The sequence below is a fragment of the Variovorax sp. Soil_C_33 genome (genome assembly GCF_057656935.1).
This window is the reverse complement of sequence record NZ_JBDGJK010000022.1, coordinates 15,209-36,141: the sequence shown is the minus strand read 5'-3', so window position 1 is coordinate 36,141 and position 20,933 is coordinate 15,209. Positions and strand designations below refer to the sequence as shown.

Annotated in this window: 23 protein-coding genes; 4 read left to right on the top strand and 19 right to left on the bottom strand. The window is 67.9% G+C overall.

Annotated elements, in window-relative coordinates; translation table 11 throughout:
• Positions 1-67: 67 nt before the first annotated feature.
• The 3 genes from AC3A6B_RS26450 to AC3A6B_RS26440 form a co-directional block, all read right to left on the bottom strand.
• Positions 68-508: a hypothetical protein gene (locus tag AC3A6B_RS26450; protein WP_487839615.1), complete on the bottom strand. Its 441-nt coding sequence runs from the start codon at positions 506-508 to the stop codon at positions 68-70.
• Between the two features lie 78 nt (positions 509-586).
• On the bottom strand, positions 587-2,383 hold the full coding sequence (locus AC3A6B_RS26445; RefSeq protein ID WP_487839614.1) for a DEAD/DEAH box helicase: 1,797 nt from the start codon (positions 2,381-2,383) through the stop codon (positions 587-589).
• A 177-nt stretch (positions 2,384-2,560) separates the two neighbouring features.
• The gene (locus AC3A6B_RS26440; RefSeq protein ID WP_487839613.1) at positions 2,561-3,811 is read right to left on the bottom strand and encodes a class I SAM-dependent DNA methyltransferase; all 1,251 of its coding nucleotides are present in this window, start codon (positions 3,809-3,811) and stop codon (positions 2,561-2,563) included.
• A 214-nt stretch (positions 3,812-4,025) separates the two neighbouring features.
• Between AC3A6B_RS26440 and ettA the strand changes: the two genes are divergently transcribed.
• Positions 4,026-5,687 (top strand): energy-dependent translational throttle protein EttA, encoded by a 1,662-nt coding sequence (gene ettA / locus AC3A6B_RS26435; protein ID WP_487839612.1) that lies wholly within the window; start codon positions 4,026-4,028, stop codon positions 5,685-5,687.
• Between the two features lie 75 nt (positions 5,688-5,762).
• The gene (locus AC3A6B_RS26430; RefSeq protein ID WP_487839611.1) at positions 5,763-7,037 is read left to right on the top strand and encodes a PQQ-dependent sugar dehydrogenase; all 1,275 of its coding nucleotides are present in this window, start codon (positions 5,763-5,765) and stop codon (positions 7,035-7,037) included.
• Between the two features lie 10 nt (positions 7,038-7,047).
• Here AC3A6B_RS26430 and AC3A6B_RS26425 read toward each other — a convergent pair whose 3' ends face one another.
• The 3 genes from AC3A6B_RS26425 to AC3A6B_RS26415 all read right to left on the bottom strand — a co-directional run bounded on the left by AC3A6B_RS26425 (position 7,048) and on the right by AC3A6B_RS26415 (position 10,170).
• Entirely contained in the window at positions 7,048-8,406 is a 1,359-nt protein-coding gene (locus AC3A6B_RS26425; protein ID WP_487839610.1) for a TAXI family TRAP transporter solute-binding subunit, read from the bottom strand.
• A gap of 104 nt (positions 8,407-8,510) precedes the next feature.
• The gene (locus tag AC3A6B_RS26420; RefSeq protein WP_487839609.1) at positions 8,511-9,530 is read right to left on the bottom strand and encodes a P1 family peptidase; all 1,020 of its coding nucleotides are present in this window, start codon (positions 9,528-9,530) and stop codon (positions 8,511-8,513) included.
• A complete protein-coding gene (locus AC3A6B_RS26415; protein ID WP_487839608.1) occupies positions 9,523-10,170 on the bottom strand; it encodes a cation efflux transmembrane domain-containing protein in 648 nt (215 codons plus the stop codon). The genes AC3A6B_RS26420 and AC3A6B_RS26415 overlap by 8 nt, the downstream gene beginning before the upstream one ends.
• A gap of 55 nt (positions 10,171-10,225) precedes the next feature.
• Between AC3A6B_RS26415 and AC3A6B_RS26410 the strand changes: the two genes are divergently transcribed.
• Positions 10,226-10,699 carry a Cd(II)/Pb(II)-responsive transcriptional regulator gene (locus AC3A6B_RS26410; protein WP_487839607.1) on the top strand — a complete coding sequence of 158 codons (474 nt, stop codon included), beginning with the start codon at positions 10,226-10,228 and terminating at the stop codon, positions 10,697-10,699.
• Positions 10,700-10,718: 19 nt separating this feature from the next.
• Here the strand turns inward: AC3A6B_RS26410 and AC3A6B_RS26405 are convergent, their stop codons facing one another.
• From AC3A6B_RS26405 to AC3A6B_RS26370, 8 genes are all read right to left on the bottom strand, one after another.
• Entirely contained in the window at positions 10,719-11,711 is a 993-nt protein-coding gene (locus AC3A6B_RS26405) for a glycerophosphodiester phosphodiesterase (RefSeq protein ID WP_487839606.1), read from the bottom strand.
• Complete coding sequence (locus AC3A6B_RS26400) at positions 11,708-12,286, bottom strand: YceB family lipoprotein (protein WP_487839605.1); 579 nt, start codon at positions 12,284-12,286, stop codon at positions 11,708-11,710. Before AC3A6B_RS26400 ends, AC3A6B_RS26405 begins: the two co-directional genes overlap by 4 nt.
• Positions 12,287-12,334: 48 nt before the next feature.
• Positions 12,335-13,102: an amino acid ABC transporter ATP-binding protein gene (locus AC3A6B_RS26395; protein WP_487839604.1), complete on the bottom strand. Its 768-nt coding sequence runs from the start codon at positions 13,100-13,102 to the stop codon at positions 12,335-12,337.
• Positions 13,086-13,739, bottom strand: coding sequence for an amino acid ABC transporter permease (locus tag AC3A6B_RS26390; protein ID WP_487839603.1), 654 nt, complete (start codon positions 13,737-13,739; stop codon positions 13,086-13,088). Before AC3A6B_RS26390 ends, AC3A6B_RS26395 begins: the two co-directional genes overlap by 17 nt.
• Before the next feature lie 6 nt (positions 13,740-13,745).
• Positions 13,746-14,408, bottom strand: a complete 663-nt coding sequence (locus AC3A6B_RS26385) for an amino acid ABC transporter permease (RefSeq protein ID WP_487839669.1) — start codon at positions 14,406-14,408, stop codon at positions 13,746-13,748.
• 125 nt (positions 14,409-14,533) lie between these two features.
• Complete coding sequence (locus AC3A6B_RS26380) at positions 14,534-15,325, bottom strand: transporter substrate-binding domain-containing protein (RefSeq protein ID WP_487839602.1); 792 nt, start codon at positions 15,323-15,325, stop codon at positions 14,534-14,536.
• A complete protein-coding gene (locus AC3A6B_RS26375; RefSeq protein ID WP_487839601.1) occupies positions 15,322-16,071 on the bottom strand; it encodes a GntR family transcriptional regulator in 750 nt (249 codons plus the stop codon). The genes AC3A6B_RS26380 and AC3A6B_RS26375 overlap by 4 nt, the downstream gene beginning before the upstream one ends.
• A gap of 66 nt (positions 16,072-16,137) precedes the next feature.
• Positions 16,138-16,578, bottom strand: a complete 441-nt coding sequence (locus AC3A6B_RS26370) for an OsmC family protein (RefSeq protein WP_487839600.1) — start codon at positions 16,576-16,578, stop codon at positions 16,138-16,140.
• 150 nt (positions 16,579-16,728) lie between these two features.
• Between AC3A6B_RS26370 and AC3A6B_RS26365 the strand changes: the two genes are divergently transcribed.
• On the top strand, positions 16,729-18,429 hold the full coding sequence (locus AC3A6B_RS26365; RefSeq protein ID WP_487839599.1) for a long-chain fatty acid--CoA ligase: 1,701 nt from the start codon (positions 16,729-16,731) through the stop codon (positions 18,427-18,429).
• Here AC3A6B_RS26365 and AC3A6B_RS26360 read toward each other — a convergent pair.
• Genes AC3A6B_RS26360 through AC3A6B_RS26340 form a run of 5 tightly spaced genes read right to left on the bottom strand, consistent with a single transcriptional unit; the run spans position 18,426 to position 20,885 of the window.
• Positions 18,426-18,911, bottom strand: coding sequence for a RidA family protein (locus AC3A6B_RS26360; RefSeq protein WP_487839598.1), 486 nt, complete (start codon positions 18,909-18,911; stop codon positions 18,426-18,428). The genes AC3A6B_RS26365 and AC3A6B_RS26360 overlap by 4 nt on opposite strands.
• Positions 18,908-19,330, bottom strand: a complete 423-nt coding sequence (locus AC3A6B_RS26355; RefSeq protein WP_487839597.1) for a GNAT family acetyltransferase — start codon at positions 19,328-19,330, stop codon at positions 18,908-18,910. The genes AC3A6B_RS26360 and AC3A6B_RS26355 overlap by 4 nt, the downstream gene beginning before the upstream one ends.
• Positions 19,327-19,899, bottom strand: coding sequence for a GNAT family N-acetyltransferase (locus AC3A6B_RS26350; protein WP_487839596.1), 573 nt, complete (start codon positions 19,897-19,899; stop codon positions 19,327-19,329). Before AC3A6B_RS26350 ends, AC3A6B_RS26355 begins: the two co-directional genes overlap by 4 nt.
• 24 nt (positions 19,900-19,923) lie before the next feature.
• Entirely contained in the window at positions 19,924-20,334 is a 411-nt protein-coding gene (locus tag AC3A6B_RS26345; RefSeq protein WP_487839595.1) for a VOC family protein, read from the bottom strand.
• Positions 20,331-20,885, bottom strand: coding sequence for a GNAT family N-acetyltransferase (locus tag AC3A6B_RS26340; RefSeq protein ID WP_487839594.1), 555 nt, complete (start codon positions 20,883-20,885; stop codon positions 20,331-20,333). Before AC3A6B_RS26340 ends, AC3A6B_RS26345 begins: the two co-directional genes overlap by 4 nt.
• Positions 20,886-20,933: the final 48 nt, after the last annotated feature.

Here is a 20,933-nt window from a genome sequence, read left to right as displayed (position 1 = left end):
CCGGTGCGTGTGGTGATGACGCGCATGCTAGGAAGCGCCTGTGACGCAAGCGTGACCCGCGCCGGCCTCAGCGCAACGCCACGAGGTGCACCGGCTTCGCGCGGCCGAAGGCACGCTGGGCCAGCGCCTTCGCTTCGGCGCTGCGCGCATCGCCGGGGTCCGGCACGGCGAGCCATCTTTCCTGCGCGCGGCCCTGCAGGTGCCAGCCATCGAGACCGAGCCGTATCAGCTGTGCGAGGGCATGCGTGTCGGCCAGCGGCGCCGTCGCGGCGTCGATCACCAGCCAGTCCACCACCTGATCGACTTCGCCGCCCAGCCGTGCCGTGGCACCCGCCACCAGGATCTGCTCGGTCTCTGCATCGCGCACCTTGCCGTCGAGCACCACGCTGCCCTGGTGCCACCGGATCTCGATGCCTTCGTCGCGAGGCTCTTGGCGCGGGCCCAGCGCAAGCCAACCCGCCACCGCGACGAGTGCAAGCGCCAGCAGCGGGGCCGGACCAGGTTTCATTCCGGGCAGGCTAGGGAGAGCCGATGACAGGCCCATGAAAAAGGGCGCCGTAGCGCCCTTTGTGCAGTGGTCGTGTGCTCAGCGACCGAAGGAGCGGCCACCACCGCCGCTGCCACCGTAGCCGCCGCCCGAGCGACCGCCGCCGCCGCCCGAACGGCCACCGCCGCCGGAACGGTTGCCGCCGTACCCGCCACCGCCGCCGCCGCTGCGGCCACCGCGACCGCGGCCGGCGCTCATCATGTCGACGCTGGTGCGCAACGGATCGGGCTGGCCTTCGCCGCCGCCGACCGCTTCGGCGCGCAGATGCGCCACTGCATTGGCCTGCGTCGGGCTGTGGCTGTTGCCGTGGTGACGCGGCTGGCGCTCATCGTGCGGCAGATGGCCTTGCACCACGTGGTGCGGTGCATGGTGCGGCGTGCGTGCCGGAGCTTGCGGTCCGCGTGCCGTACCGGGTCCACGCCCGCCGCCCTGGCCGCGCTGGCCCTGCCCGCCGCCGTTGCGGCCGGCCGGTGCACCCTGGCCGGCACCGCCGCCGCGCCGCTGGCCGCCGCCATTGCCGCCACCGCCACTGCGCTGCTCGCCCTGGCCCGCCTTGTTGTCGCGGATGCGCTGCATCATTTCCTGCCGCGCGGCCTTGGCCGCGGCCTGCATCACTTCGCGGCTCGGCGGACGGCCGGCGCCGCCCCAGATGGTCTGGCGTCCCATCGCGATGGGCTCGGCGCGCTCGCCTTCCTCGGGGCCGAAGCCGTCGATCAGCTTGACCGGGATCTGCTGCTTGGTGAAGCGCTCGATCTCCTGCATGAAGCCTTCTTCGTCGAGGCAGACCAGGCTCACCGCCTCGCCGCTCGCGCCCGCGCGGCCGGTGCGGCCGATGCGGTGCACGTAGTCTTCGCTGACGTTGGGAATCTCGTAGTTCACGACGTGCGGCAGCTCGTCGATGTCGATGCCGCGGGCCGCGATGTCGGTCGCCACCAGCGCGCGGATCTCGCCGCTCTTGAAGCCGGCCAGCGCCTGGGTGCGTGCGCTCTGGCTCTTGTTGCCGTGCAGCGCCATCGCTTCGATGCCGTTCTTGGTCAGGAATTCGGCCACGTTGTTGGCGCCGAACTTGGTGCGGGTGAACACCAGCACCTGGCTCCAGTTGTGCTCGTTGATGATGTGCGCGAGCAGCGCCTTCTTCTTGCCGCGGCCCACCGGATGGATCACCTGCGTGATGCGCTGCACCGTGGTGTTGCGCGGCGTGACCTGGATGCTCTGCGGGTTCTTCAGCAGCGTGGCGGCCAGGTCGCGGATCTCGTCGCTGAAGGTGGCGGAGAACAGCAGGCTCTGCTTTTCCTTCGGCACCAGCGCGAGGATCTTCTTCACGTCGTGGATGAAGCCCATGTCGAGCATGCGGTCGGCTTCGTCGAGCACCAGGATCTGGACCTGCGACAAGTCGAGCATGCCTTGCTGCTGCAGGTCGAGCAGGCGGCCCGGGGTGGCGACCAGGATGTCGACGCCGCTCTTGAGCTTGCTGATCTGCGGGTTCATGCCGACGCCGCCGAAAATTACCGTGGAGCTCAGCTGCAGGTACTTGCCGTAGGTGCGGACCGACTCTTCGACCTGCGCCGCGAGTTCGCGGGTGGGGGTCAGCACCAAGGCACGGATGCCGGTGCCGCCGAACTTGTTGGTGGCGCTGCGGCTCATCGTCAGCTTGTGCAGCATCGGCAGTGTGAAGGCAGCCGTCTTGCCGGTGCCGGTCTGGGCGCCGCCGAGCAGGTCGTGCCCGTCGAGCACTGCCGGAATGGCCTGGGCCTGGATCGGGGTGGGGGTGTCGTAGCCGTGCTCATGCACAGCCTTCAAGATGGCCGGAGCCAGCTTCAGTTCATCAAAGTTCATTGAGTTCAACAAGCGCCTTACACGGCGCAGTGGTATTCGCCCGCTGCGGCGTCTTGGCGACGTCGAGCCAGTAAAGGCGAATGAGGGTCAGGGGTGGGAGCCTGAAAGCCTTGAGATGGGCCTTCGTCGTCCCCGGCGGAGGGCCGGTGCTGCGGGCAACTGGACCCGGCAACGCCGCTATTGTCGCATGACTCGAGTTTCCCCGCCCTCGGCGCGTTTCAGATAGACGAACATGCCTTGGATGGACTCGCGCTGATCTTCGCGTATCGGCGCGCGAACCAGCTGCACCACATCGAAGCCGTGCCGCATGGCCAGGGCGCGAAGATAGCGTTCCGAATGGGCGTAGCGCAGGCTCGGCAGCAACTCGTAGCCGACGTCCTCGCCGGCAGCGCATTCGGCCGAGAAGCAGAAGATCGCGTCCGGCGCCATGGCTCTTTCCAGCGCCGCGAACACGGGTTCCAGATCGCCGACGTAGATGAAAACGTCGGCGGCCGTGACCAGGTCGTAGCGTTCGTCCGTGCCTCGCAGGTACGCGACGATGTCTGCATGCACGAGGCGGTCGTAGAGCCCGAGGGCGCGGGCCTTGTCCATCATCTGGCTCGACAGATCGACGCCTGCGAGCCTTTCCGTCATCGGTTTCAGGAAGGGCGCGCAGAGGCCCGTGCCGCAGCCGAGGTCGAGGGCCGAGCGGAAGCGGCCGCGGTTCAATGCGGCCAGGTATCGGGCCAGCGTGCTGTGCGCGCAGTAGCCCAGCATGCCCACCAGGTGGGTATCGAACTCGTCGGCGTAGTCGTCGAAAAGGGTCTCGACGTAGTGAGCCGGCGCTGTCGCCGGAACGGGCTGCGCGGAGACGGAAGCCAGGTAGTAGCGGTGCAACTCGGGATCGGCGCCGTGCGCAATCGCCTGCTCGAAGGCATGGGCCGCTTCTTCGGTGCGCTTCATCTCTCGCAGGATGCCGCCGCGATTGCTCCAGGCCTGCGCCAGGCCGGGGTCGGCAGCCAGCGCGCGGTCGTAGGAGGCGAGCGCCTGTTCGGGCCGATCCAGCGCCTGCAGGGTCTGTCCGTGGCGAAACCACGGCTCGGCCGCGGGAAGCGTGCCGAGTTGCAGCACCTTCTCGTAGCCGGCCAATGCTTCGCGGTGGCGATTCAACTGGGCGAGCGCAGTGGCCTTGTGAAGCCAGGCGTCGGCGTTGTCGGCCTCAACCGCCAGCACCTGATCGGCCACCACCAGCGCCTCTTGCGGGCGCGACAGTTTCAGTTGCGTGGCGGCGAGATTGATCAGGGTCGAGATGCGGCCCGGAAGCAGCGCGAGCGAAGACCGGAAGAACTGCTCGGCGGCGTCGAAGCGGGCTGTTTCGAAGGCCTTCAGCCCGTCGAAGAAGAGCTCTTTGGCCTGGTCGAAGGCATCGTGGGCGGGTGCGGCACACATAGGCGGGTGCGGCCGAGAATAGCAGCGCTTCGGGCCTCCGTTCAAGGAATCGAGGCCCCCTGCGTTAGACTTGGCGGCAAACCCCCGGTCGGAAAACGCGCTGCAGCAGCAAGCGCCTGCCATGCAAGGCAGATTCGCCATCGATCCTCGCACAAGATCGTTGCCGGGTTTCCCGACCACCCCGAGCAGTCCCCATCACCGAACAGAGATAGACATGGCCCAGTACGTCTACACCATGAACAAGGTCAGCAAGACCGTGCCGCCCAAGCGGCAGATCTTGAAGGACATTTCGCTTTCCTTCTTCCCCGGCGCCAAGATCGGCGTGCTGGGCCTGAACGGCTCCGGCAAGTCGTCGCTGCTCAGGATCATGGCCGGCATCGACAAGGAGATCGAGGGCGAGGCGCTGCCGATGCCGGGCCTCACGATCGGCTACCTCGAGCAGGAGCCCAAGCTCAACCCCGCGCACACGGTGCGCGAATCGGTCGAGGAAGCGATGGGCGCCGTCTATGCGGCCAAGGCGCGCCTCGAAGAGGTGTACGTGGCCTATGGCGCCGAAGACGCCGACTTCGATGCGCTGGCGGCCGAGCAGGCCCAGCTCGAAGCCATCATCGCGACCGCCGGCACCGATTCCGAGCACCAGCTCGAGATCGCGGCCGACGCGCTGCGCCTGCCGCCGTGGGACGCCAACATCGGCGTGCTCTCGGGCGGCGAGAAGCGCCGCGTGGCGCTGTGCCGCCTGTTGCTGTCCAAGCCCGACATGCTGCTGCTCGACGAACCCACCAACCACCTGGACGCCGAATCGGTCGAGTGGCTCGAAGTGTTCCTGCAGCGCTTTCCGGGCACGGTGGTGGCCATCACCCACGACCGCTACTTCCTCGACAACGCGGCCGAATGGATTCTCGAACTCGACCGCGGCCGCGGCATCCCGTGGAAGGGCAACTACAGCACCTGGCTCGAGCAGAAGGGTGAACGCCTGGCGCAGGAGCAGAAGAGCGAAGAAGCCCACGCCAAGGCCCTGAAGAAGGAGCTCGAGTGGTCGCGCCAGAATCCGAAGGCGCGTCAGGCCAAGAGCAAGTCGCGCCTGGCCCGCTTCGAGGAGCTGAGCGATTTCGAATACCAGAAGCGCAACGAAACGCAGGAAATCTTCATTCCCGTGGCGGAGCGCCTGGGCAACCAGGTGTTCGAGTTCAAGAACGTCAGCAAGTCCTTCGGCGACCGCTTGCTGATCGACAACCTGAGCTTCGAGGTTCCCGCCGGCGCGATCGTCGGCATCATCGGCCCGAACGGCGCCGGCAAGTCCACGCTGTTCAAGCTGATCGCGGGCAAGGAGAAGCCGGATAGCGGCGAGGTGATCGTCGGCCAGACGGTCAAGATGGCTTTCGTCGACCAGACCCGCGACGCGCTCGCCAACGAGAAGACGGTGTGGGAAGACATCTCCAACGGCCTCGACATCATCAACGTCGGCAAGTTCCAGATGGCGAGCCGGGCCTATGCCGGGCGCTTCAACTTCAACGGCGCCGACCAGCAGAAGAAGGTCGGCACCCTCTCCGGCGGCGAGCGCGGCCGCCTGCACCTGGCCAAGACCCTGATCGCGGGCGGCAACGTGCTGATGCTGGACGAACCCTCGAACGACCTGGACGTCGAAACGCTGCGCGCGTTGGAAGACGCCCTGCTCGAGTTCGCGGGCTCGGTGCTGGTGATCAGCCACGACCGCTGGTTCCTCGACCGCATCGCGACCCACATCCTCGCGGCCGAAGGCGACAGCCAGTGGACCTTCTTCAACGGCAACTACCAGGAGTACGAGGTCGACAAGAAGAAGCGCCTGGGCGAAGAGGGCGCCAAGCCGCACCGGATGCGCTTCAAGGCGCTCAAGTAACAATGCGCTGAAGGGCCGCAATCGAGGCAAACTTCCGCTTCCAGAGGGGCGCCCGGGGCGCCGTTAGGAGCGGACATGGCTGCAGCGATCCGGTATGTGGCGGCGTCGATCGTGCTTCTCGCGGGATGCGGAGGCGGAGGCGGCGGGGGCAGCGTTGCCATCAGCGCCTTCGGGGTGGACGGGACGGCGGCGCCCGCACCCGCGCCGGCTCCCCCGGCGGCCAATCCGCCGCCGCCCGCCGGGCCGATGACCGTCAAGGTCACCGAACTGGCCTCCGGCCTCAACAACCCCTGGGGCCTGGCCTTCCTGCCCGATGGCAAGCTGCTCGTGACGCAGCGCAGCGGGCAGATCCGGCTGCGCAATGCCGACGGCACGCCGGTCGATGGCGGGGCCGACCAGGTCAGTGGCGTTCCGCCGGTGGAGGCGGTCGGGCAGGGCGGCTTGCTCGACGTGGCCGTCGATCCGGCTTTCGCGAGCAACCGCCGCATCTACTTCAGCTATTCGGAGCGCGATATGGGCAATGCCAGCCTCAACAGCACCGCGGTGGCGCGCGCCGAGCTCGACGTCGCCGGCCGCAGCCTGAGCAATCTTGTCGTCATCTATCGGCAGCAGCCGAAGGTGCAGAGCAGCATGCATTTCGGATCGCGGCTGGTGTTCGATCGCAGCGGCCATCTCTTCGTGACCCTGGGCGAGCGCATGAGCATCGACCAGCGCGGCTTCGCCCAGGACCTCACGCGCGGCCACGGCAAGGTGGTGCGCATCACCACCGACGGCGTGCCGGCGCCGGGCAATCCCTTCACGACGACGCCAGGTGCGCAGCCGCATATCTGGAGCTACGGCCATCGCAATGTGCAGGGTGCCGCGCTGCATCCGGCGACCGGTGATCTGTGGATCAACGAGCACGGGCCGCAGGGCGGCGACGAAGTCAACCTCAGCCTGCCCGGCAGGAACTACGGCTGGCCCGTCATCAGCTACGGGCAGGAATACGGCACGCTCACGCAGGTCGGCGAAGGCACGGCCAAGGCCGGCATGGAGCAGCCGCTGAGCTACTGGGAGAAGATCGACGGCTCGGCCTGGACGCCGGGCACGGCAAAGTCCTCGATCGCGCCCAGCGGCATGGTTTTCTACACCGGCGACGCGCTGCCCGACTGGAAGGGGAGCCTCTTCGTCGGCGCGCTCGCGGGCACCGCGCTGTGGCGGCTCACGCTCAACGGCAACACCGTGACCGGGCGCGAACGGCTGCTGGCCGATCGCGGCGAGCGCATCCGCGACGTCCGCCAAGGGCCGGACGGCTGGATCTACCTGCTGACCGACAGCGCCAACGGCAAGCTGCTGCGGCTGCAGCAGTAGTAGGAGCGCCCTAGGCTTTGGCAGTCAGGGGCACGCTTGCCGGCATGCGTGCCAGCACCCGCTTGCGCACCGCATAGATGTTGTTGCGCAGCGCATAGAGCTCCTCTGCGTACGAGAGCGGCACGGCCACCTTGTTGACCACGCGGTCGAGGTTGTCCAGTTCCTCGATGAGCGCCTCGCGCTCGCCGGTTCCGGCTTCCAGCTTGTTCTCGACCTCGCGCAGGCGCGCATACCAGCGGAACACGCGCCGGCGCACGCGGAACTGGTAGAGCGGCGGCACCACGCGGCTCAGCGGCAGCATCAGCACCACCAGGCCGCCGAGCACCAGCCACATGCGTTCCACCAGGTTGCTGGCCCAGAAGGGCAGGTAACGCTGCCAGAAGGGCGGCGTGCCGTTGATCGCACGGTCGCCCTCGGGGCTGACCGGCAGCTCGCTGGTGCGGGTGTTCGGGAAGTCGCGCGCGCGGTTGAACCAGCCGGCGCCGCTGTGCAGCGTTTGCGCGCTCTGCGCGAAGAGCTGGCGCAGCGCGGGATGAGTTTCTTCGCGCGCCAGCAGCGAGGTGGTCGCGGCCAGCATCGACAGGTCCTGCGGCGGCAGGTCGGCCGCGAGATCGACCACGCCGCGCGGCAGCGTCACGGCCTGAAGGAAGGCGAAGCGACGCGTATAGGCGTCGCTCTGGCCGAATTCCATCAGCTGGATGTCCGGCGCGCGCAGCAGCCGCTGCACCAGCGGCGACTGCGGTGCCGAGGCCAGCACGATCACGTCGAGCAGCCCGGCCTGCAACGCCTCAGTGGCGGGCGCCTGCTCGAGGTTGGACAGCTGCAGCGTCTGCGGATCCATGTGGTTGGCGCGGAACATTCGTTCCATGATCTCGGGCACGCCGCTGCCGGGCTTGTCGACGTTGACCCGGAGCTTCTGGAATTGCGCGATCGAGGTCAGGCGGCCGGTCTTGCGGTCGACCGCACGCGCCGCGTCGGTGCGATAGAAGAACCACAGCGGCTCGTAGAACAGGCTGCCGAGCGAGCTGAGCCCCGCTTCCTCGTCGGCCACCGGCTCTGCACTGCCGCCGCGCACGAAGCCCGCGTCAGCGCCGCCGCTGCGCAGCAGCTGCAGGTTGTCCTGCGAGCCGTCGGTGGGCTTCAGTTCGACCTCGATGCCATTGGCCTTGAGTGCAGTGGCGTAGCGCTTTCCGAACTCGGCGTACGCGCTGCCGGCAGGACCTGTCGCGAGCGTCACGTGACGGGGCGGTTGCGGGTCGAGCCACCAGTAGGCGGCGATGAGCAAGCCGATGACAAGGAAGACCACGGGCCCCGCCGAGGCGATGAGGTCGCGGATGGAGAGGAGGACGAGGCGGATGGTGCGGGGCATGCGATGGGATGGAACGGTGCTCGAGGTCGCCGCGGCTGCGGCAGCGCGCATTTTGAGTGGCTTTGGGCCGCACCTCGGTTACAAAGCGCGTGCGGCCGGCCCCTTCACCCCAGGTCCGCAGCGCAGGGAAAGCAGCTCTCCCCGATCCGCACCGTGCGCGCCGCCCGCACCGCGCGCAGCGTGGCCCGCGCCACCACCTCTGCGGCCATGGTGCCCAGCACCGTCATGCCCGGCGCATCGCCTTCGAGCGGCACGCGGCCGGTGGCGAGCGCGAACAGGGTGTCGCCGTCGCTCATGGTGTGAACCGGATTGATCGCGCGCGCCAGGCCATCGTGGGCGACGGCCGCGAGCCGGTTGGCCTGCACCTTGCTGAGCACGGCATCGGTCGCGACCACGCCCAGCGTGGTGTTGGTTCCGGCCAGGAGCGGCTGGGGCAGATCGCCGCGCAGCAGGGCGCGGCGCGTGTCGAGCAGTGCCAGGCCGTCCTCGGTGCGTGCGCCGGCCACCACCTGGGCCGTGTCGGGATTCAGCACGTCGCCGAGGGCATTGCACGCGATCAGCGCACCGACCGTCACGCCGTTGACCGTCACCGAGGCGGTGCCGATGCCGCCCTTCATCGCGCGGTGCACGCCGAACAGCTTGCCCACCAGCGCGCCGCTGCCGGCGCCCACATTGCCTTCGGCCGGAGCGACCGTCGATGCAGCCGCGCAGGCCGCATAGCCGGCGGCGGCATCGGGCCGGATGCGCGCATCGCCGACCGGCAGGTCGAAGAGCACCGCGGCCGGAACGATCGGCAGCGTGCCGAAACGGACGTCGAAGCCGATGCCATGCTCTTCCAGCCATTGCATCGCGCCATCGGCCGCCGCCAGGCCCCAGGCGCTGCCGCCCGCGAGCATCACGGCATGCACCTGCTGGACGAAGTTGCCGGGCGCGAGCAGATCGGTCTCGCGCGTGCCGGGCGCGGCGCCCCGCACGTCCACGCCGGCGACCGCGCCTTCGCGCGCGAGGATCACGGTGCAGCCGGTGGGGCGGCGCGGGTCGCTGAAGTGGCCGACTTCGATGCCGGAGACATCGGTGATGGCGCCCGCATCCGGGGCCGGGGAGGAAGCATGTTCATCAGGCATCGCCGGCGATTATGGGACCGCGGCGCAGTTCGCCGCGTGCCTGCCGCAGCACCGACCAGCCGCCGCTGATCGCGAGCGCCGCCATCGCCGCGGCCACCGCGAGGTCGGGCCAGGCGGTGCCGGTGCCGAACACGCCCAGCGCCGCGAGCATTACGGCCACGTTGCCGATGGCGTCGTTGCGCGAGCACAGCCACACGCTGCGCATGTTGGCATCGCCCTCGCGAAAGGCGTAGAGCAGCAGCGCGACCAGCACGTTGACGCCCAGCGCCAGCGCGCCGACCAGGCCCATGGTCAGCGCCTCGGGCGGCACGCCCTGCGCGGCCGACCACAGGGCCTTGGCGGCCACGAAGACGCCGAAGCCTAGCATGCTGAGACCCTTGAGCACCGCGGCGCGCGCGCGCCACGCGAGGCCGGCCGACAGCACGGCCAGGGTCACGCCGTAGTTGGCAGCATCGCCGAAGAAGTCAATCGCATCGGCCAGGAGAGAGACCGAACCCGAGCGAAAGCCGGCGCCGATCTCGACCGCGAACATGGCCACGTTGAGCGCCAGCGCCAGCCACAGCACGCGCCGGTAGCGCGGCGTGTCGGAGGCCGAAAGATGTTCGTGGTCGTGATCGTGTTCGCAGCAGTTCGCAGACATTGTTTCTCCAGTGATGGCACCATTGGAAAGGTTGAAGTCACTGGAAGGTCAAGCCATGGCAGTCGCAAACCCGCCCGCCGCGCAGGGTTACCGCATCGGCGATGCTGCCGCGCAGAGCGGCGTTAGCGCCACCAACATCCGCTATTACGAGAAAGAAGGGCTGATCGCGCCGCAGGCGCGCGGCGACAACAGCTACCGGCTCTACACCGATGCCGACGTGCACCGGCTGCGCTTCATCCGCCTGTGCCGCGCCATGGACATGTCGCTCGACGAGGTGCGCACCCTGCTCGGGCTCGACCTGCGCAGCAAGGCCGATTGCGCTGCCGCCTGCGTGGCGCTCGATGCACACCTGGGCCATGTGCGCGAACGCCTGCGCGAGCTGCGTTCGCTCGAGAAGGACCTGATCGCGCTGCGCGACTGCTGCGACGGCAGCGATGCAGAGTGCCACATCATCGAAGCCCTGCATGCGCGGGCCGATCGGCAGCCGCCGGCGGGCGCGCAGCGCACGCGGGCCGCGCGCCACGTGTGAGGGTCTAACAGGCCCTGGCTCAGCGGCCGAGCCCGCGCGGCAGCGCCAGGCCGCGCTCGCGCATCACGTCGCGCAGCACCGCCGGATCGTCGGTGATGATGCCGTCCACCTTCCAGTCCATCAGCTTCGCCATGTCGGCGCGCTGGTTGACGGTCCAGGGCACGACCTGGAAGCCCAGCGATTGCGCTTCCCTGACCTGCGCGCGCGTGAGATCGTTGAAGGACGGCGACCAGATGACTGCGCCCTTGCTCCCGCCCGCGGCGGCCTTCACCAGGCGCGGCGCCGAGCCGAAGTCCTCGAGCCGCAGGCCCGAGGTCCAGCGGCTGTCCTTCAGGGTGCGGCCGCTGGTGAGGTAGGCACGCTGCATCTGCGGCGCCCATTGGCCGACCAGCGCGAGCGTGCGCCAGTCGAAGCTTTGGATGGTCACGCGCTGTGCAACGCCGGCCTTGTCGATCTCTGCGAGCAGCGCACGCACCATCTGCTCGGGCGGCGCGGTTTCGTCGGGCCGGGTCGGATCCAGCTTGGTTTCGATGTTGAAGCGGATCTGCGCGGCGTTGCGCTCGCGCGCGCGCTCGAACAGCTGGGCCAGCGTCGGGATGCGCTCGCCGTCGCTCGCCAGCTGCTTCGCAAACTGCTTGCCGTAGTTGGTGGCGGGATCGATGCGGCCTACGTCGTAGGCCTGCAGTTGCGACAGTGTCAGCGAACGGATCGCGGGCCCCTTGGCCGTGAGGAAGGCGCCGTCCGCGTCGCGCGTGTGGTCCGGGTTGAGCACGGTGTCGTGCGAAATCACCACCACGCCGTCGGCCGTGAGCCCGATATCGAGTTCGAGCGTGTCGACGCCCATGTCCATCGCGTTCGAGAAGGCGGCCAGCGTGTTCTCGGGTGCGAGGGCGCGGCCGCCGCGATGGGCCTGCAGGTCGAAGGCGCGCTTCGCGCCGAGATCGAGCGCCGAGCAGCCCGAGAGCACGGATGCTGCGAGCGCGAGATGAAAAATTCTGGAGCCGAGCTTCATTTGAGCTCGACCTTGATGCCGTCCTGTTGCACCGTGATGTCACCGATCTCGTAGGTCTTGCGGCCGACGGTCAGCTCTTCGGCAGTGAAGGTACGCAGCGGCTGGCCATGCAGCAGTTCCTGCGCTACCAGCGCGCCGATCTGCTGCAGGCGCTCGGCATCGCGGCCGGTCACGCCCTGCAGCTCCAACCGCTCGGCCTTGGGCTGGTCGAGCCGCAGCGCACGCGCCGGCGCGTCGTACTTGAGCGCGCTGCTGACCGAGACCACGCCTTCGACGGCGGACGGGCGCAGCAGCGGGCTCGCGATCGAGAGCACGGCCGTGATCGCGGCGCGATTGGCTTTCGCATCGAGCCCCAGCTGCGGATCGCGCAGGCTGACGGTGAAGATCTCGGCATAGCGCTGCTGCACCGGAAAGCGCTTCGCGATCTGGGCTTGCAGCTCGTCTCGGCTCGCCGTGTACTCGCTGGTGAAGAAGTTGAAGCCGGCGAGCGCGGCGAAAGGCGCCGGCACAGCGGCGGCACCCAACAGTGCGCGCAGGAGAAGGCGGCGGGAAATGAGCGAAGAGCGGTTGCGCATACCGCTCGGAGCTTGCCACAGGCGGGAGGTTCCTCCTCACGGAGGCCTTCAGTCGTGCAGCGAGGAAAGGAACTGTTTCAATTCCGCCGTCTGCGGATTGCCGAACAGATCGGCTGGCGGCCCCATCTCGTGCACGCGCCCCTGATGCATGAAGATCACGCGGTCGCTGACCTTGCGCGCGAAGCTCATCTCGTGCGTCACCATCAGGAGCGTCATGCCCTCGTCGGCGAGCGATTCGACCACGCGCAGCACCTCGCCCACCAGTTCGGGATCGAGCGCCGAGGTGATCTCGTCGCACAGCAGAACGGCCGGCTCCATCGCGAGCGCGCGCGCGATCGCCACGCGCTGCTGCTGGCCGCCGGAGAGCTGCTCGGGCATGGCGTCGAACTTCTCGGCCAGGCCGACGCGCTCGAGCAGCTTGCGCGCCTGCGACGCAGCTTCGACGCTGCTGCGCTTCTTGACCAGCGTCGGCGCGAGCATCACGTTCTTGCCGACCGTGAGGTGCGGAAAGAGGTTGAAGCTCTGGAAGATCATGCCCACGTGCTGGCGCAGCTCGCGCATCGCCATCGCGCTCTCGTGCAGCAGCGGCTTGCCGTCGACCGTGAGCGCGCCGTCCTGGAACACTTCGAGCCCGTTGATGCAGCGCAAGAGCGTGCTCTTGCCCGAGCCGCTCTTGCCGATGATGGCGATCACCTCGCCGCGCTTGACGTCGAGGTCGATGCCCTTGAGCACCTCGTTGCTGCCGTAGGACTTGCGCAGCGCGGTGATGCGCACGATGGGCGCCGCGAGGGCAGGGGCTTCAGCGACGAGCGCCATGGATCTTCCTTTCGAGGTTCTTGGCGTACAGGCTCACCGGAAAGCACAGCACAAAGTAGAGCAGGGCGACGCAGCTGAAGACCACGAAGGGCTTGAAGGTCGCGTTCGAGATCATGCTGCCGGCCTTGGTGAGCTCGACGAAGCCGATTACGGAGGCCAGCGCGGTGCCCTTGATCACCTGCACCAGGAAGCCCACGGTGGGCGCGACCGCGATGCGCGTGGCCTGCGGCAGGATCACGTGGCGCATCTGCTCGCCGAAGCTCAGCGCGAGGCTGCCGGAGGCTTCCCACTGGCCCTTGGGAATGGAGGCCACGCAGCCGCGCCAGATCTCGGTGAGGAAGGCGCTGGTGTAGAGCGTGAGCGCCACCGCAGCGGCGGTCCAGGCCGAGACCTCGATGCCGAACAGCGCGATGCCGAAATAGGCCAGGAACAACTGCATCAGCAGCGGCGTGCCCTGGAACAGCTGCACGTAGAGGCCGATCAGCCGCTCGGCGAGGCGCCCGCCCGACAGGCGTATGAAGAGCAGCACGGCGCCCACGAAGCCGCCGCCGACGAAGGCGATCAGCGACAGCACCACGGTCCAGCGCAGCGCGAGCAGCAGGTTTCTTAGGATGTCCCAGAGGGAGAACTCGACCATGACGGCTTATCTCCCGAAGAAAAACTTCGGCCCCGCCCAGTTCAGCAGCCGGCGCGTTGCCACCGAGAGAACGAGGTAGATGGCCGTCGCGATGATGAAAGCCTCGAAGGCGCGGAAGTTGCGGCTCTGGATCAGGTTGGCCGCGTAGCTGAGCTCTTCGGTCGAGATCTGGCTGCATACGGCCGAGCCCAGCATCACGATGATGATCTGGCTCACCATCGCAGGCCACACCTTCTTCAGCGCGGGCGGCAGCACCACGCGCGTGAACACCTGCACCTTGTTGAGCGCCAGGCTCACTGCGGCCTCGATTTGCCCGCGCGGCGTGGCCTCGATGCCCGCGCGGATGATCTCGGTCGCATAGGCGCCGAGGTTCATCACCATCGCGATGACCGAGGCGACCTCGGGCGAAAGCTTGAATCCCGCCGCCGGCAGGCCGAAGAAGATGAAGAACAGCTGCACGATGAAGGGCGTGTTGCGGATCAGCTCCACGTAGCTGCCCACGATCCAGCGCAGCCAGGCCGGCCCGCTCGCGCGTGCCCAGGCGCAGGCGATGCCGACCACCATGCCGATCAGCGTGGCGACGAGCGTGAGGCCCAGCGTCCACACGATGCCCTTCGCCAGGAGTGGCCAGTCGACGAGCACCGCGCCGAAATCGAAGTTCATGAGCAGACCTTATGGAGCGGCGTCGCCGCGACTGTTCGGGAAACACCGCGGAACCGGCTTTGCCGGGCCGCTGGTGTTGCCCCCTTGAGGGGGGATTCGGCTACACGAAGTGAGCAAGAAACGGGGGTGGGTCATGACGGCAAGTCGCCGGCTTCTTTGCCGAGGTACTTCTTCGACAGCGCGTCGAGCGTGCCGTCCTTCTTGGCGGCCGCGATGATCTCGTTCACCTTGGCCTTCAGCGCGTCCTCGCCCTTGGCGATGCCGACGAAGCAGGGGCTGTCCTTCAGCAGCAGCTTGTATTCGGCGCCGAGCTGCGGGTTCTTCTGCATCATGTTGCCGGCCACCGCGGCGCTGGTGGCGATGGTTTGCGTCTGGCCCGCCACGAAGGCCGCGATGGTCGCGTTGTTGTCCTCGAAGCGCTTGTAGTCGACATTGGCAGGCGCCACCTTGGCGAGCTCCTGGTCTTCCATCGCGCCGCGCGTCACGGCCACCGACTTGCCGCCCATGTCGGCAAAGCTCTTGATGCTCAGGCTTTTCGATGCATACACGGCTTGGAAGAAGGGCGCGTAGGCGGCGCTGAAGTCGATCACCTTCTCGCGCTCGGCGTTCTTGCCCAGCGTCGAGATCACGAGGTCGGCCTTCTTGGTCTGCAGGTAGGGAATTCGATTGGCGCTGGTGACCGGCACCAGCTCGACCTTGACGCCCAGCTTGGCGGCGATCAGCCTGGCCATCTCCACATCCAAGCCCTGCGGCGCCATGTCGGGGCCGACGAAGCCGTAGGGCGGGTAGTCGGTGGGAACCGCGACCTTGAGGGTCTTGGACTTGAGCACGTTGTCGAGCGCGCTCTGGGCTTGCGCTGCACCGGTGGCGAGCAGCGCGGCCGATGCGAGGGCCAGCGCGAAGTGGCGTTTGGAAATTCTCATAACAGGGCTCCTAGGTAGGTCGATGAATCGGGATCACGCAAAAGCTGTGCCTTGGTCTTGTCGTCGGCAGGCGCGTGGCGCAGCGGTGCGAGCGCGTCGCGCAGCTGGGCCAGCGGGTCGGTGGGGTTCTGCACGCGCAGCGCGGACTGCACCGTGCCGATGTGCTCGGTCATCAGCGCCTCGGCGCCGGCGGTGTCGCCGCGCTCCAGCGCCGCGACGATGCGTACGTGGTCCTCGCAGGACTGCGCCGCGTCGTGCGAGGACTGGTAGAGCATCGCGATCAAGGTCGTGCGCGCGGTGAAGTCGCGCAGCGTGTCGGCCAGGAGCGAATTGCCCAGGCACTCGGCCAGGCAGACGTGGAAGTCGCCCAGCAGGTAGCTGCGGTTGCCGATGTCGCTGTCCTTGAGGGCGGCCTTCTCGCGCTTCAGATGCGCCTTGAGCGCACGCAGGGCCTCCTTGTCGATCGGCCCGGCGCTGCGGATCAGGCCCGACTCGATCACGCGGCGCGCCTCGAAGGCTTCGCGCGCCTCGGCCTGCGAGGGCTCGATCACGAACCAGCCGCGGCGCGCGCTCACGGTCACGATGCCGCGCGCCGCCAGCCGCGTGAGCGCCTCCCGCACGATGGTGCGGCTGCAATCGAACAGCATCGCGAGCTGCTGCTCGCCCAGGCGCGAGCCCGGGGCGAGCTTCTGCGCCATCACCGCTTCAACGATGCGTGCACTGATCTCGGGAGCGGAAATGGCCATGGTCCTGCATACCAGCAGCTTTCATGCCAACTGGTATGCAAGATCTGTGCACCAAACAGGTGTGATTCAGCTGCGCAGGCGCGCCTGTAAGGTGATTTCGGGCACGCTGGCGAGCGCCTTGGAGAGCGGGCAGCCTGCCTTGGCGCCGGCCGCCAGTTCTTGGAACTTGGCGTCGTCGATGCCGGGAATGCTAGCCTCGAGCTCGAGCTGGATGCGATCGATCTTGAAGCCCGCGCCGTCGCGGGCCAGGCGCACCGCGGCCTTGGTGTCGATCGAGTCGGCCGTGAAGCCCGCGCCCTCGAGCGCGAAGGCCAGCGCCATCGTGAGGCAGCCGGCATGCGCCGCGCCCAGGATCTCTTCCGGATTGGTGCCGCGCTTGTCGTCCTCGAAGCGGCTCGCGAAGCCGTAGGGGTGGTCCTTGAGCGCGCCGGTCTCGGTGCTGATCTGGCCCTTGCCGGTCTTGCCGGCGCCTTCCCAGTGAACGCTTGCTTGCTTGTCTGCTGCCATGTGAGCTCCTCGGTGGGTGGGTGGAACGAAGCTGCCGTTGTACGGCAGAACGCGCAGGGAGTCACCCATGCGACGCGCTTGGGGCTTCCCCGATGCGGGGCGCGCTCCGGGCGTCGTAGGCTCGGGCGCTGATTGGAGACTGATCACCGTATGGACCGCCCGCACTACAAGTTCTGGCCCGAGCGCCTGCCCCGTTCCATCACCGTTCCCGCCACCTCGCTGTGGCACAACCTCGCCACTTCCGCGGCGCGATTTCCGGACAAGGCGGCCATGGTCTTCTTCGGCCGCGAGACTACCTATCGCGAGCTCGCCGCGCAGGTCGAGCGCCTGGCCGGCACGCTGCATGCGCTGGGCGTGAAGCGCGGCGACCGCGTGATCCTCGACATGCAGAACTGCCCGCAGCTGGTGATCGCGCATTTCGCGATCCTGCGGGCCAATGCGGTGGTGGTGCCGGTCAATCCGATGAACCGCGCCGAGGAGCTGAAGCACTACATCACCGATCCGGATGCCAAGCTCGCCATCACCACCGGCGACCTGGCGTCCGAGCTCGCCAAGGCCAGCGATGCGCTCGAACCCAAGGATCGCCTCGCGCACATGATCGTCACCCAGTTCACCGACGCCTTCGATGCCGAGGCGGACGGCGACGAGGCGCCGCCGCCTGTCTGGCGCGACTGGCTGCTCGCGCGCCATCCGCTGCCTGCGCTGGCCGGCGGCACCGTCATGGCCTGGACCGAGGCGCTCGCCGCCGGGCATGCGACGCCCGAGCACGTGGTCGGCGCCAACGACATGGCCCTGCTGCCCTACACCAGCGGCACCACCGGCCTGCCCAAGGGCTGCATCCACCATCATTCGAGCCTGATGCACAACGCCTGCGCGGGCCAGCTCTGGGGCTTGGGCTCGTGCGAGGCGGTGGTGCTGGCCGTGGTGCCGATGTTCCACATCACCGGCGTGGTGAGCATGATGCACACCACCATCTTGGTCGGGGGCACGCTGGTCGTCATGCCACGCTGGGACCGCGAGGTGGCGGGGCGCCTCATCTCGCGCCGCAAGGTCACGAGCTGGACCAACATCCCGACTATGGTCATCGACCTGATGGCCAGCCCCAACTTCGCGAGCTTCGACCTGAGCAGCCTGACCTACATCGGCGGCGGCGGAGCCGCGATGCCGCAGGCGGTGGCGCAGCGGCTGCTGGAGCAGTACGGGCTGAAGTACCAGGAGGGCTACGGCCTGACCGAGACCGCGGCACCCTCGCACACCAACCCCTTCGAGAACCCCAAACAGCAGTGCCTGGGCATCCCCTACATGAGCACCGACGCGCGCGTGGTCGACCCCGACACTTTGAAGGAGATGCCGATCGGCGAATCGGGCGAGATCATCATCCGCGGCCCCGAGGTGTTCCAGGGCTACTGGAAGCGACCCGACGCCACGGCCGCGGCCTTCGTCGAGTTCGAGGGCAAGCGTTTCTTCCGCTCCGGCGACATGGGCCGCATGGACGAGGACGGCTACTTCTTCATGACCGATCGGCTCAAGCGCATGATCAACGCCAGCGGCTTCAAGGTCTGGCCGGCCGAGGTCGAGCTGTTGATGTTCCGCCACCCGGCGATCCAGGAAGCTTGCGTGATCTCCATGAAGGACGACTACCGCGGCGAATCGGTCAAGGCCGTGGTGGTGCTGCGCGCCACGCACAAGAACACCACCGAAAAGGACATCATCGACTGGTGCCGCGAGAACATGGCGGTCTACAAGATTCCGCGCGCCGTGCAGTTCGTCGACGCGTTGCCGAAGAGCGGCAGCGGCAAGGTGATGTGGCGCCTGCTGCAGGAGGCGGAGAGCAAGGGAACGAGGTCCTAGTCGCGGATTTCGACTTCGGCTTCGATCTCCACCGGAATGTCGAAGGGCAACTCGGCCAGCCCGACCGCGCTGCGCGCATGCGCGCCGACCTCGGGCCCGTAGAGTTCGAGGATCAGGTGGGAGAAGCCGTTGATCACGGCCGGCATGCGGTCGAAACCCGGTGCCGCGTTGACCATGCCGAACACGCGCACCCAGGCCGTGATGCGGTCCAGGTCGCCGAGTGCGCGCTTCAGGCTGCCGAGCATGCCGAGCGCGGTCAGGCGCGCCGCCTCGTAGCCCTCCTCGAGCGTCAGCTCGCGCCCGATCTTGCCGAGCGGCTCGGCGAGCGAGCCGTCGGCATGCTGCGGCCCGTGGCCCGAGATCAGCACCCGCCGTCCGACGATGCGCACCCAGGGGAAGGGCAGTGCCACGCCAGAGGGCATCGCAACGGCCGGCGGGAGGACCAGGCCCAGGGATTTGAGTTTGTTTTCGATCTGCGTCATGGGGTGTCGTGAATGAGTCGTCGTCCGAGGCTGACCACGTCGTCCTGCGTGTACCCGAGCTTGCGATAGAACGCGATGACCTCGGCATTCGACGAGCGGACCAGCAGATTGATCTTGGGGCAGCCGCGCTCGATAAGCAACCGCTCTGCTTCCTGCATGAGCGCGCGGCCGATGGACAGCCTGCGGTGCTGCGGCGACACCGCGAGGTAGTAGACCCAGCCTCGGTGGCCGTCGAAGCCGACCATCGCGGAGCCGATCAACGCGTCCTTCTCGGTGGCGACCAGAAAGAGCTCGGGCTGTTCGCCCAGCTTGCGCTGGATGTCGCGGTGCGGATCGTTCCACGGCCGGGTGAGGCCGCAGGCGTGCCAGAGTTGGACGACGCCGTCTTCGTCGGCGGGGCGGAAGGGGCGAATCTTCATTTTTTCGAACGGCGTGGTGATGAAAGTCTGAGGCGCATCACATGGCGGCGCTTGCCTTCGCGCCCCACCTCGGCAAAGCCGGCCTCGGCGAACACCGGCACGAAGCCCATGAAACGATAGCTAGGCGAATCGGCGTCCACGGGGTAGGCCTCGACCACCTTCGCGCCATGCGCCCGCGCGTGGCGCATAGCGGCGGCGATGAGCTCGCGGATGATGCCCGCACCGCGCAGTCTTCGGACGACGAAGAAGCACGCGATCGACCAGATGCCGTCGTCCGGGCTCTGGTCGCTGACCAGGCGTCGGTAGGTCGAGCGCGGCGCGATGGAGCACCAGGCGACGGGCTCCTCGTCGGCATAGGCCAGCAAACCCACCGGTACCCCTGAGCAGACGCGCTCCTTCATCGCCGCCTTGCGGCCGGCATTGTTCGCTTCCTTGGCCTCCGCGGACGATGCGCGCCAGGCCATGCACCAGCAGTACTTGGGGCTCCCCTTGGCTTCGAACAGGCGCTCGAAGTCGGGCCAGCGCTCGGCAGAGACCTCGCGGAAGGCGAGCTGCACTTCAGGATTCATTGCAGAAGGTGCCGTGAACAGGCCTCACTCCTTGTCGGGCGGCCCCTTCAGCTCGACCACGTTGCCCTCCGGATCGCTGATGTAGATCGATGGCCCTTCGCCCTCGGCGCCGTTTCGGGTCGCCAGCGCGCCGGCTTCGACCTCGTGGGCTTCGAGGTGGCGGCGAATGGCGGCTTCGTCGAAAGGCTCGACGCGAAAGCAGAAGTGATCGAGGTTGCGCCCTTCCTTGCCCGGCGGCGCGCCGCCGGCGCGGCCCAGCTCGCCGTCCACGGGAACCAGGTCGACGAGCGCGCGCCCGGCGCGGAGCTGAACCAGGCCGATGGCATCCTGCCGCCGCTCGATCGTGCAGCCGAGCACGTCGCAGTAGAAGCGAAGCATCCGGTCGAGATCGATGACGCGCAGGACGAGATGGTCGATGTCGCGGATGTGGATCATCGTGTGCTCCAGGTGGATGGGCCGCCGGTCGATCGCGTGCGCAGCATGAGCAGGGCAGGGCCGTCGGGCGTCATGACTTCTGCGTGGGCAACGAAGCCGGCCTTCGCGTAGCTGCGGATGGCGCGCCCGTTGTCCGGCGAAGGATCGGTTTGCACCTTGCTGACCTGAGGATCCAGGAACAGGCGGTCGACGAACGCGCGCACCATCGCGCTGCCGAGGCCCGCTCCGAGCTCTTCCGCGTTGGCGAGGAACTGGTCGATGCCGCGCGCACCGGGGTCGGTTTCCTGCTCCCACCAGCCGTCGCCGGAACCCATGACCACGTAGCACTGGATGAAGCCGATGGGGCGAGCTCCGAGCAGGGCGATATAGCCGCGCGTCGTGTCGCGGCCGGCGGCGGTCAACGGCGCGAACTCCTCTTCGCCCTCGGCGCGCGACGGGGTGGGCTGCCACCATTCGCTGACGTGGGGGCGGCACAGCCATTCGTGAAGCATCGCAAGGTCGGCTATCTCCAACGGCCGGAACGACAGGGCTTCAGACGGTTTCTCGTTCATGGTGGATCACATGTTCGACTGGAGGCGCCGGCGAATGTGCGGGCACGA